The organism is Rhodopseudomonas sp. B29, from assembly GCF_000333455.1.
Classification (GTDB): Bacteria; Pseudomonadota; Alphaproteobacteria; order Rhizobiales; family Xanthobacteraceae; genus Rhodopseudomonas.
Genome location: NZ_BADD01000592.1, coordinates 1 through 11201, shown reverse-complemented (window position 1 = coordinate 11201; position 11201 = coordinate 1). Strand labels below are relative to the sequence as shown.

General features: G+C 65.8%; 11 protein-coding genes, 1 pseudogene and 1 riboswitch. Of the genes and pseudogenes, 8 read left to right on the top strand and 4 right to left on the bottom strand.

The window, feature by feature from the left end; translation table 11 throughout:
* Positions 1–1281 (top strand): DUF4403 family protein (locus I5M_RS21175; RefSeq protein WP_031337265.1); only part of this gene is annotated, 1281 nt, incomplete at its 5' end.
* Between the two features lie 248 nt (positions 1282–1529).
* Here I5M_RS21175 and I5M_RS21170 read toward each other — a convergent pair.
* A complete protein-coding gene (locus tag I5M_RS21170; protein ID WP_022723229.1) occupies positions 1530–2084 on the bottom strand; it encodes a PRC-barrel domain-containing protein in 555 nt (184 codons plus the stop codon).
* A gap of 235 nt (positions 2085–2319) precedes the next feature.
* Positions 2320–2879: pseudogene (locus I5M_RS34465) on the bottom strand (hypothetical protein).
* Positions 2880–3089: 210 nt separating this feature from the next.
* Here I5M_RS34465 and I5M_RS21160 point away from each other — a divergent pair.
* Together I5M_RS21160 and I5M_RS21155 are read left to right on the top strand one after the other, a co-directional pair.
* Positions 3090–3812 carry a response regulator gene (locus I5M_RS21160; RefSeq protein ID WP_022723227.1) on the top strand — a complete coding sequence of 241 codons (723 nt, stop codon included), beginning with the start codon at positions 3090–3092 and terminating at the stop codon, positions 3810–3812.
* A gap of 27 nt (positions 3813–3839) precedes the next feature.
* Complete coding sequence (locus I5M_RS21155; RefSeq protein ID WP_031337264.1) at positions 3840–5162, top strand: ATP-binding protein; 1323 nt, start codon at positions 3840–3842, stop codon at positions 5160–5162.
* Here I5M_RS21155 and I5M_RS21150 read toward each other — a convergent pair.
* Together I5M_RS21150 and I5M_RS21145 are read right to left on the bottom strand one after the other, a co-directional pair.
* Complete coding sequence (locus I5M_RS21150; protein ID WP_022723225.1) at positions 5145–5930, bottom strand: GntR family transcriptional regulator; 786 nt, start codon at positions 5928–5930, stop codon at positions 5145–5147. The two genes, I5M_RS21155 and I5M_RS21150, sit on opposite strands and share 18 nt — an antisense overlap.
* 15 nt (positions 5931–5945) lie before the next feature.
* Positions 5946–7007: a carbon-nitrogen hydrolase family protein gene (locus I5M_RS21145; protein WP_022723224.1), complete on the bottom strand. Its 1062-nt coding sequence runs from the start codon at positions 7005–7007 to the stop codon at positions 5946–5948.
* Between the two features lie 266 nt (positions 7008–7273).
* On the opposite strand from I5M_RS21145, the gene I5M_RS21140 reads away from it, so the two are divergent.
* From I5M_RS21140 to I5M_RS32415, 5 genes are all read left to right on the top strand, one after another.
* Complete coding sequence (locus I5M_RS21140) at positions 7274–8083, top strand: ATP-binding cassette domain-containing protein (protein ID WP_022723223.1); 810 nt, start codon at positions 7274–7276, stop codon at positions 8081–8083.
* The gene (locus I5M_RS21135; protein WP_022723222.1) at positions 8080–8853 is read left to right on the top strand and encodes an ABC transporter permease; all 774 of its coding nucleotides are present in this window, start codon (positions 8080–8082) and stop codon (positions 8851–8853) included. Before I5M_RS21140 ends, I5M_RS21135 begins: the two co-directional genes overlap by 4 nt.
* Positions 8850–9605, top strand: coding sequence for an ABC transporter permease (locus I5M_RS21130; RefSeq protein ID WP_022723221.1), 756 nt, complete (start codon positions 8850–8852; stop codon positions 9603–9605). The genes I5M_RS21135 and I5M_RS21130 overlap by 4 nt, the downstream gene beginning before the upstream one ends.
* Positions 9606–9622: 17 nt before the next feature.
* On the top strand, positions 9623–10558 hold the full coding sequence (locus I5M_RS21125; protein WP_159104019.1) for an ABC transporter substrate-binding protein: 936 nt from the start codon (positions 9623–9625) through the stop codon (positions 10556–10558).
* Between the two features lie 140 nt (positions 10559–10698).
* Positions 10699–10836, top strand: a riboswitch (TPP riboswitch).
* A gap of 102 nt (positions 10837–10938) precedes the next feature.
* Positions 10939–11201 (top strand): FAD-dependent oxidoreductase (locus I5M_RS32415; RefSeq protein ID WP_376738694.1); only part of this gene is annotated, 263 nt, incomplete at its 3' end.

The window sequence follows — 11201 nt, the reverse complement described above, 5'->3', positions numbered from 1 at the left end:
ATCAATTGGACGGTGACGCGCGGCGCTGTCCTCGTCCGCGGCGGCCAGGACCAGATCGCCGTCAACGCTCCCCTCACCGGCACGCTGAACGCCAAGGGCTCGATTTCGGCCAAGCTGCAGGGCCAGGTCAACGAGACGCTGGGCAAGCTTCTCGGCGGCAATGTCGCCAAGCAGATCGGCGTCAACATCAAGTCGTTCAATGCCAATGGCGAGATCAAGGGTGCGATCGCCATCGAGGCGCGGCCCAAGGTGCTGGCCAACTGGCATGTCGATCCGCAGCTTTCCGCCCAGGTGACGCTAAACGATTCCAGCGTCGTGCTTGGCGGCGCCCGCATCAACGTGCCCGGCCAGGTCAAGCCTGTCATCGACAAAGCCGTCAACGAGCAGCTCGCCAAATTGCAGAAGACGATGCGCGACGACGGCGCACTGGAGCGCAGCGCGCGGCGCGAATGGGAGCGGATCTGCCGTTCCTACCCGCTGCAGGGCAGCGGGATGCCGAACGGCTTCTGGCTGGAGATCAAGCCGACGCGCGCACTGGCGTCACAGCCGCACATCGACGCCGCCACGGCGACGCTGACTCTCGGCATCGTCGCCGAGACCCGCATCACGGCGACCCAGACCAAGCCGGAGTGCCCATTCCCGCCGTCGCTGGAAATGGTCGGCCCCGAAGCCGCCGGCGTGAAAATCGCCGTACCGGTCGACATTCCGTTCCAGGACGTCAGCCGCATCATCGGCGCTCAGGTCGTCGGCAAGACCTTCCCTGAGAACGGCGGGGCCGCCGCCGTTACGGTGAAGCGCGCCACCGTGTCGCCGAGCGGCGACAAACGCCTGCTGATTTCGTTGCTGGTCGACGCCAAGGAGCAGAAGAGCTTTTTCGGCTTCGGCGGCGAAGCGACGCTGCACATCTGGGGCACGCCGGTCCTCGACTCCAACGATCAGACCCTGCGGCTCACCGACATGAAACTGGCCGTCGAGTCCGAAGCCGCGTTCGGCCTGCTCGGAGAGACGGCGCGCGCCGCCGTGCCGTATCTGGAAAAAGTGCTGGCCGACCGCGCGGTGGTCGATCTCAAGCCGCAAGCCGCCAACGCGCAGCGACGTGTCGGCAATCTGATCGCCAACTACCAGCGCAACGAGGACGGGCTGCGCATCGCCTCGGAGATTTCGTCGCTGCGGCTGACCGACCTCGCCTTCGACGCCCAGACCATGCGGATCACCGCCGAGGCCAACGGCATCCTCGAAGTCACCATCACCAAGCTCAAGCCGCTGCAGTCGTCGCCTTAGGCCTTTGCTTCTCGTTCTTGGGGCTTTCGCTCCGACTGGCAGCGTCATCCTGAGGTGCCCTCCGGGCCGCGCCCGCGCGGCGCGGAGGGCCTCGAAGGATGGGCCACGAGCCGCGTGCCGCCGCATCCTTCGAGGCGCGCTACGCGCGCACCTCAGGATGACGACCCATTCCTCGAGAGAACCAGACACGGCAAAGCCCCGGTCCGCTGACGCGAACCGGGGCCGCTGTTCATCAGCTATGACGCCGATTACTTGCTGGTGCTGGAGCTGCCGCTGTAGCTGAACTCCGGCATCGCCTTCAGCTGATCCTTGGTGGTGTTCAGCACGGCGTGGTCCGGATACCAACGATCGGCGGTGCTGCTCGACGACGACGAGCTCGCCGCGCCGGTGGTCATGCCGGTGTTGGTGGTCGACTTCGAATTGGTCGAGTTGTTCATCGCGGTGTTGCCGGAGACCGGCTGATTGCTGAACTTCAGCTGTTCGAACGGGATCGCGACGTCGCGCTGGCCGACGCCGAGGAAACCGCCGACGCCGATGACGGCAGCCTGCACCTTGCCCGAGCTGTCGAGCAGCAGTTCGCTGATGTCACCCAGCTTCTCGTTGTTCTGGTCGTAGACGTTGACGCCGATCAGCTTCGACGAGCGCCACTGACCGGTATGGGTCGCGGGCGAAACGGTGGACGACGCAGCGGGCGACTTCGACATCGACGAATTGCTGTCGGCCGGAGCGGTGGTCTGCGCGAAAGCGGCGGTGGCGAGAAGCGTGGTGCCGAGCATGCCGGCGACGAGCGATTTGGCGATCATGATGGGGCCCTCTTGTTGTTGGAAGTCCCTATCAAACGACACACTGGCGTGCCTGTTCCCGCGACCTTTTGTTTTCTTACATAGCGAAGGGTTCCAGGTCCGACGCAATGTCATCCAGCGTGCGGTGTCATCCAGCGTGCGGTTCCCGAGAAGCCGAACCGCGGAACTATCAGGCGACGGGCCGCTCGTGAGCGTGCCCGTCGAGACGCATCCAGGCGTTCTCAGCGCGCAACTATCAAGTTTGATAATTGATCAGCAGCGCAGAGAACGAGCCGGACGTGGTGCTGCCGTTAGCGCCGTAGGTCGACGACGATGACGATTGCTGCTGCTGCAGCAGCTTGAGGAAGTCCTGCAGCAGCTGCGTGGTATCGGTCGTGGACGTGGTCGAGGACGTCGAATCGGTCGACGACGCCGAGTTGTCGTCCGGCGGCGGCGGCGGTCCGCCGGCACCGCCGGGACCGCCCGCGCCTCCGGCTCACCGGCGAAAGTGCTTTCGAAGACCTTCTTCAGTTCGTCGGCCTGGTCGCTGGTCAGCTTGCCGCTCGAGACTTCGCTGGAGATCAGGTCGTCGATCTTGGACTTCATGTCGCCGGGCGACGACTTCTGGCCGCTGGCCGAACTGCCGTCGCTCTGGCCGCTTTGCAGCGAGGAGTCGATGTCGTTCAGCGCCGACGACAATGCCGTGGCGTCGGTCGAGCTGACCTGGCCGGAAGATACTTCCGCCGCGAGCTCCTTCTGGAGTTGTTGAAGCGGCGTCAGATAGCTGCTGGTTGAAGCTGCCGAAATAGCAGTCATGAGAAGCTCCGTATGGATGAGCACTCTGGTGCGATGGGACCGGTTGCTACGCACACAAACAAAATTTACCATGCCCGCATAGAGTGCGTCGGATTAACGAAAAGTTGTTCGGCGGCCCCGACAGATTGCGGGAGTTTGCGCAACGCCGATCAGAAACATTCAGAAACAAAAAAGCTTGGTAAGACTCGCGAAATCGCGCAAGACGGGACCATGAGCACCACTCCCCCGCACATCCTGGTCGTCGAAGACGACCGCGAAACCCGCAGCCTGATCGCCAAGTATCTGCGTGGCAACAATTGCAATGTCGCGACCGCGCAGGACGGCCGCGAGATGACTCGCCAGCTCGCCGAACAGCGCGTCGATCTCGTCGTGCTCGACGTCATGCTGCCCGGCGAGGACGGACTGACGCTGTGCCGCAAAGTCAGGGCGACATCGGCGATGCCGATCATCATGCTGACCGCACGCGGCGACGACGTCGACCGCATCCTCGGCCTCGAGATGGGCGCTGACGATTACTTGCCCAAGCCGTTCAATCCGCGCGAACTGCTGGCGCGTATCCGCTCGGTGCTGCGCCGGCAGAACTTCGCCCAGACCGCCAGCGGCGCCGACGGCGCCACCGCGATCTCGTTTCTCGGCTGGAAGCTGGACTGCCGGCTGCGTGAACTGCGCAACCCGGACGGAGCGCTGGTGGCGATGACCAGCGCCGAGTTCGATCTGCTACAGGCGCTGTGCCAACGCGCCGGCCGGGTGCTGTCGCGCGAGGCACTGCTCGATCTCACCCACGGCCGCAACACCGGTTCGTTCGAACGGTCGATCGACGTGCTGATCAGCCGGATCCGCCGCAAGATCGAGCCCGACCCGCGCAATGCCACCATCATCAAGACGGTGCGCTCGGGTGGCTACACCTTTACGCCGGAAGTCCAAGCGAGCTGAACGGCTCGGCGCGCGAGAGGGCGGCCAATGCGCAGACTATTGGACCGCATTCGGTTCAGCGGCATCCGCGGACAGATCGCCCTTCTGGTCGCCGCCTCGCTGATCGGCACGCAATTGCTGATTGCCGCGACCTTCCTGCTGCGCGGCCCCGGTGCGCCCCCGATCGACCACAGCCACACTCAGCTCGAAGTCGCGATGCGGCTGATCTCCGCCAGCCCGCCGCAGGAGCGCGAGCACATGGTCGAGCAGATCGGCAAGGCGCTGCCGCGGCTGGGCCTGAAAATGATGGGACCGATGGACATTCCGTCCGAGGAGGACGACGACGAGTCGGAAGTGCGCGACTTGGCGCGCTGGCTCGGCCCGCTGGCGCGGGTGTTCGAGCTGCCCGACAGCAATGGGCGGCGGGCCGGTATCGCTCTGCCCGACGGCACGGTGATCGCAGCCGATTTTCCCGCGGGGCGACCACGGCCGCCGTTCCGCGAAGGTCCGCTGTTCACCGCGTTGATCGGCGTCATCCTCAGTCTGGCGCTGTTCGGCTGGTGGGCCGATCGGTCGCTGTCGCAGCCGCTGTCCTCCTTCGCCAAGGCGGCCGAGAACTTCAAGCTCGACGGCACGGACGAGCCTCTCGCTGAGACCGGGCCCGACGAAATTCGCGCGTTGGCGCGCGCGCTCAATCGCTCGCGCATACGCATCACCACGCTCCTGGAGGATCGCACCCGGACGTTGCTGGCGATCAGCCACGATCTGCGCACGCCGATCACCCGGCTGCGGCTGCGCAGCGAGTTCATCGAGGACGTGCCGCATCGCGACAACATGCTGCACGATCTCGATCAGATGCGGGCGATGCTCGACACGGTGCTGTCGTTCCTGCGCACCGGCCGGAAGCTGGAGCCGACGACGCGGATCGATCTCGCCTCGACGCTGCAGCTGGTCGCCGATCAGTTCAGCGATCTCGGCCACAAGGTCTGCTATCAGGGTCCCGACCATGCCGAGATCATGGCCCGGCCGGAAGACATCGACCGCGCCGTCACCAATCTGGTCGGCAACGCCGTTCGCTACGGCTGCGACACTACCGTCCGGCTGGTCCCGGCACCATCCCAGATGGTAATCGAGGTCGAGGACGACGGCCCAGGCATCCCCGACCATCGCAAGGCCGCAATGCTGGAGCCGTTCGTCCGCGGCGACGACGCCCGCAACATGGACGAGGCGTCCGGCTTCGGCCTCGGCCTCGCCATCGCCCGCACGATTGCCCGCGAACACGGCGGCGAGCTGACGCTGCACGACACCAAGCCGCACGGCCTGATCGCAAGGATCACGCTGCCGCGTCCGGCGTCAGGCGCCGAATCCTAGGAGAGCTCGGCGGCTCTCGCCGCTGTCGTCGGCGGTTCGCAGCGGCTGCAACAGGTCGGCAATTGCACAGCCTTCCTGTTGCTGCAGGCGCTCCAGCTCGCGGCATTTCTCGATCAGCGGTCTGGTGGTGCGGTAGATGTGTTCCCGGCCGATGGCCTCGGCGCGCCCGACCTGCCGGTTCTTGATGACCGAGGCCATTTCGACATGATCGTCCTGAGCCTTGCTGACGATGTCGAGCGTGAACCACTGATAGCGGACCGCGTAGATGAACGGCACCGGAGATCGCTCGAGAAGCGTCAGCAGCCGCTGATTGCCTGCGGCGCGGTTGATGGCCTGGTGAAAGGCGATGTTGAGGGCGACCCAGCGATCGCAGATTTCCGCCGACCATTCGCCGCCTGCGACCAGCGCAGCGGTGCTGTCGAGTATGTCGTCGACCCTGGCCTCGCTCTCCGGCGAGAAGCCGGCTTCGGCCGCCTGACGGTTCGCCAGCCCCTCGAGCGTCGCCCTCACCTCGAATACGTTCTCGAGGTCGCGCGCCGAATAGGCGCGGATCGAATAGCCGCTGTTGGGCGTGTACTCGATCAGATCCTGGGTCGCGAGCGCCGTCAGCGCGGCCCGAACCGGCGTCCGCGACACGCCGAGGCGCTGCGACAACTCGATCTCGTTCAGGCGCGTGCCCGGAGCAAGTCGGCCGCCGAGCACGAGGTCGCGCAAGGCCTCCAGCACCGCCTGCCCCCGTGTCGTCACCGTATCGTTGATCTTGGTCATATCGGTTGCGCCGGCTCAGACGGAGTCCTGAAGGTCCGCAAAACGCAGCGGCACCGGATCGCTCGCCGCACCGATCTGAGCCGCCGCTGGAGCAGGATTGTTGTTCATGTTCAAGCTGAGAACATGGGGAACGGCGTAGTGACCGCCGGGATCACACATATACTTGGCGAAGATCACCATCTCCAGCGGAATATCCGCGTAGACCAGCCCCTCCTGCCCCGCCGGGATATTGTGCCCGATCGAGCTGCCGTCGGGCGCGATGATCCGCGAGCCGCCGCCACCGACCCGGTAGGTGTCGGGCGGACAGCCGGGCGCCAGCGCCTCGACGGCGTCCGGCAGCATCACGTGCATGCACATCAGCACGAAAGTCTGAGTCGCCATCGCGTAGTTGCGGCTGATAACTTCCAGCGGGCTGATCGGATTCTGCTCCGGACTGACCGGCCCGATGTACTTGTCGCGCACGTCGAGCATGGCTTCGAACGGGCCGCCGCGGACATAGCCGCTGACCGGCCAGGACGCGACATGGACTTGTTCGTTCTTGAAGCTCATCGCCGCCGACACCAGCGGCACGAGATGCTCCCAGCACAGCAATCCGCCGAGGTTGCCGATCGGCGAAGCGATCACCGGCAGCATGCTGCCGTCACCCTCGCCCCAGATATAGCGCTCGGGTCCGGTCGGCTTGAGCTTGCGGTGCCGCGCGATCAGGTCGCCGCTCGGATCGAACCAGAGCTGCGACAGATAGAGCGACCCGCGCTCGCGTTCGGTGACGCTGATGCAGACGTAGATGTTGGCGTCACGCGCAGCCTGGCTGAGCCGCGCCACGGACGGTCCCGGCACCTCGACGGCGTTCTGATAGAGCCGCCCGTACAAAGCGGCGCTGTGGCCCATCGGCCCGGCTTTGAAGATCCACGCCGGATAGCCCGGCACATAGGATTCCGGAAAGCCGATCAGGCGGGCGCCATTCTGGCCGGCCTCGCGGATCAGTGCACAGGCCTTCTCGATCGAGCCGTCGCGATCGAGAAACACCGGACCGGCCTGGACGGCGGCGGCTTTGAACAACGGATAGCTGTCTGACACGCGTTCTCTCCGACGATCGATTGTATCCAAAAGCACACTCGGACAATTCACCACGCGACCCGGAGCGGATCAAGAGGCTCCTGCAGCGCAATCGATCGCCTATGCTGTATTGGCTTTAAATTGGGCGCATTTGCCTATTTCGTCGACGCACAGGCCGGCTGTCTGCTCATTTTTTGCCGCCCCCACTTGCGAATTCATCGTATATAGATAGCATGATTGGATACAATAAGGTGAGCAGCGTGTTAGCGCGTGGAGCAATGCGACCAGTGGAAAGCCCCGCAGACCGCCCGTCGGGCGGCAGCCGCGCCGATCCCGGCGCCGATTTGCTGGAGTTCTGGCGGGTCGATGTCGAGCTGCAGGGCCGGCCGATCCTGAGCGGCATCGATCTGTCGATCCGCAAGGGCGAGATCGTCTGCGTGGTCGGGCCGTCGGGCAGCGGCAAGACCACGATGCTGCGCACCCTCAGCGGCTTTACGCCGCCGACGGCCGGCCAGGTGCTGTTCCAGGGCCAGGAAATCCGCAAGCCGCGCCGCGATATCGCGATCGTCTTCCAGGACTACGGCCGGGCCCTGCTGCCCTGGCGCAACGCCGCCAAGAATGTCGAGCTGGCGATGGAAGCCGCCAACAAGCCGCGCGCCGGCCGCGCCGCCGAGATCGAACGGCTGCTGACGCTGATGGGACTCGGCGGCCACGCCGACAAGTATCCGGCGCAGATGTCCGGCGGCATGCAGCAGCGCCTGCAGATCGCGCGCTGTCTGGCGCAGACCCCGTCGGTGATCCTGATGGACGAGCCGTTCGGCGCGCTCGACGCCATGACGCGGCAGACGCTGCAGGACGAAGTGCTGAAGCTCGTCGCAGCGATGCAGACCACGGTTTTCTTCGTCACCCACGATCTCGAAGAGGCGATCTATCTGGCCGACAGGGTCATCGCGCTGCAGCCCAATCCGGGCCGCATCGCCCGCATCTTCGACGTCGACCTGCCCTCGCCGCGCGACCAGATCTCGACCCGCGAGCACCCGGCCTTTCTCAAGCTGCGTCGGCAATTGTTCGACTTCGTCAAGGGCGCGGAGCCATGACGCGGCCGATGAGGTCGGCGGCGTTGCGCGGTCTCGTCGTCCCGGTGACGCTGATCGCCACCGCGGAGATCGCCGGCCGCGCGGCTCATCTCGATAGTCTCACCATCGCGCTGCCCTCGCACATCGTCGTCGCGCTGGCGCAGGCGCTGGCCGACGGCAGCTTGCTACAAGCCACGGCCGAAACCCTGTGGGCCGTGCTGGCCGGCGTCGCGCTCGGCACCGCGTTCGGCCTCGCCCTCGGTCTCGCGCTCGGCCTGGCGCGGCCGCTCGACCGCCTGCTCGCGGTACTGATCGAATTGCTGCGCCCGATTCCGACCGTGGCACTGATCCCTCTCGTCATCCTCGTCGCCGGGCTCGGCTATCTGACCGAGATCACCATCGTCGCCTTCGGCACGATGTGGCCGGTGTTCGTGATCTCGCGCAGCGCGATCCTCGGCGTCGAGCCGCGTCTGTTCGAAGTCGCCGACGCGCTGGGGTTTTCCTGGCCGCAACGCATTCAGAAATTCGTGCTGCCGTCGATCGCGCCGCGCATCTTCCTGGCGTTCCGTCTCGCCGTCGGCTTCGCACTGATCATCGCCGTGACGGTCGAGATCACCACCAATCCGCTCGGCCTCGGCAACGCCATGGTGGTGGCGCAGAATGCGCTGAACCCGGCGCTGACGCTGGCCGTGCTGGTGTGGATCGGCGCCATCGGCTGGCTGTTCAGCCGGCTGCTGATCATCGTCGAGCGCGTCGCGTTTCCCGGGATGGGATCGGCGGTGCGATCATGAGACGTGTCGCGTGGTGGCTGGCGAGCCTCGGCGTCGTCGCGCTTGTGATCTATGCTTGGCACCTCCTCGCCGCCGCGGCGGTGATCTCGCCGGTGTTCCTGCCCAGCCCGCAGCGGGTGTGGACGGCGCTCAGCCGCGGCATCCAGAGCGGCGCGCTCACCGGCTACGCGCTGCAGACCGTGGTGCACATGTTCTGGGGCTGGTTCGCCGCGTCCTGCGCGGCGATCCTGCTCGGCTCGATCATCGGCATGTCGCCGACCATCCAGGCCTATCTGCAGCCCTCGCTCGAAGCGATGCGGCCGCTGCCGGCCTCCGCCACCATCCCGATCTTCACGCTGGCGCTCGGCCTCAACGACGGCCTCGTCCTCACCGTGATCGCCTTCGGGGCGATCTGGCCAACGCTGCTGGCGACGATCTACGGCTTCGAGTCGGTCGACGAGCGGCACTACGAAGTCGCCGCAGCGCTCGGCATGTCGAAATTCGACATCGTGCGCAAGATCGCGCTGCCGAGCGCGCTGCCCGACATCCTCGCCGGCATGCGCGTCAGCGTCACCATCGCGCTGATCCTCACCATCGTCTGCGAGATGATCGCCGGCGTCGGCGGCCTCGGCCAATGGATCCTCAACGCCGGCCGCACCTTCCGCGCCGACAATCTGTTCGCCGGCATTCTGATGCTCGGACTCCTCGGCCTGATCAGCACCAACCTGATCATCGGCACTGAACGCTACATGCTGAGATGGAAGCAAGCTTGACTCACAAAGGGGGAACTATGATCCGACGCAGCTTCGCAGGCGTACTCGCCGCCGTTGTTATCATTGCATCGCTATCGACCGCGCACGCCCAGCAGAGCATGAAGCTCGGCATCGGCGTCACCTCGGACTTCCTCGCTGCCTATATGGCGCTCGACCAGGGTCTGTTCGAAAAGCACGGCCTCAAGGTCACGCCGGTGTCGATGGCCGGATCGCCCGGCTCGAACCAGATCGCCGCGCTCGTCGCGGGCTCGTTCGATGCGCTGGCGATGTCGGCGCCCGGTCTCATTCAGTCGGCCGACGCCGGCCTGCCGCTCGTCGGCATCGCCAACGGATCGGTGCTGCCGACCTTCGGCAATCTCGGCATCGTTGCGCGCACGGGGAGTAACATCAACAAGCCCAGCGATCTGGTCGGCAAGAAGGTGGCGATCGCCGGCCTCAACAACATCCTGCACTTCGCCGCGCAGAACTGGCTCGCCGAGAACGGGGTCGACTACAAGAAGATCCAGTGGGTCGAGGTGCTGTTCGCGCAGCAGCAGGATCTGATGAAGGCCGGCCAGTTCGACGCCGCGGTGATGACCGATCCGTTCTTCACCACCACCGTCTCGCAGGGCATCGGCTATCCCGCCGGCAAGGTCTACGACAAGGCGCCGGCCGGCGTCACACTCGGCCTCTACGGCGCGACGAAGAGCTGGGCCGAGAAGCACCCGCAGGAACTCCAAGCCTTCCGCCTGGGGCTCGCCGACGGCGAGGCGTTGGCCAAGAGCGACAACAAGCTGGCGATGGAGGTGCTGGCCAAATACACCAAACTGCCGGCCGCGGCCCTGGCGCTGGTCGGCATGCCCAATCTGGCGACCAGGCTGGAGCCCGGCAATCTCGACTGGTGGTTCGGCGTGCTCAAGAAGCAGGACGTTCTCACCAGCAATATCAAAGCCTCCGACATCGTCTTCAAGTAACCGCGCCGCCGCGGCCGGCCCCGCGCGGGGCCGGCTCGCTGCCGGCGATTTTCGCCGCATCGACCGCGCAAAGTTGCATAGGCGGCGGAAAATTCCCTCGCGAAAGCCACGTTGACACGCAGGCCCATCGGCCTAAATTGAGCGCGACCGAGGGGGGCTCCGACGAGGAGCTGAGATACCGCACCCTCGCCGCTTCGTTCCGGAGCTGTGCGAGACCGCGGTGACCCTTTGAACCTGATCCGGGTCATGCCGGCGAAGGGACAGGGATGCACCAGAGACTTCAAGGCCTTGGCGGGGCCGAATCCGCCACACATCCATCCGTCGTTGCCAATCTCGCTGCGGCTGCTGAGCCGCTGCCGAGGGCTGCCGCGCCGGAACCCGTGCGCGAGTCGCCAGCCCGCGACGATGCGGCCGCTCTCCGCAGCCAGAAGCCCGATCTACGCAAGGACGCGCCGGTGTCCATCGTCGGCGCCGGCATCGCCGGAGCCTGGCAGGCGCTGCTGCTGGCCCGCGCCGGCCGCCGGGTGACTTTGTACGAACGCGGCGACAAGGCGATGACACAGGCCACCAGCCATTGGGCTGGCGGCATGCTGGCGCCGTATTGCGAGGCCGAGGGCGCCGAGCCGATGGTCAGCCAGATCGG

Bases quoted from the DNA above. Each gene is read 5' to 3' on its own strand.
- I5M_RS21170 (WP_022723229.1), bottom strand. From the start codon at position 2,084: ATGATCGCCAAATCGCTCGTCGCCGGCATGCTCGGCACCACGCTTCTC.
- I5M_RS21160 (WP_022723227.1), top strand. From the start codon at position 3,090: ATGAGCACCACTCCCCCGCACATCCTGGTCGTCGAAGACGACCGCGAA.
- I5M_RS21155 (WP_031337264.1), top strand. From the start codon at position 3,840: ATGCGCAGACTATTGGACCGCATTCGGTTCAGCGGCATCCGCGGACAG.
- I5M_RS21150 (WP_022723225.1), bottom strand. From the start codon at position 5,930: ATGACCAAGATCAACGATACGGTGACGACACGGGGGCAGGCGGTGCTG.
- I5M_RS21135 (WP_022723222.1), top strand. From the start codon at position 8,080: ATGACGCGGCCGATGAGGTCGGCGGCGTTGCGCGGTCTCGTCGTCCCG.
- I5M_RS21130 (WP_022723221.1), top strand. From the start codon at position 8,850: ATGAGACGTGTCGCGTGGTGGCTGGCGAGCCTCGGCGTCGTCGCGCTT.
- I5M_RS21125 (WP_159104019.1), top strand. From the start codon at position 9,623: ATGATCCGACGCAGCTTCGCAGGCGTACTCGCCGCCGTTGTTATCATT.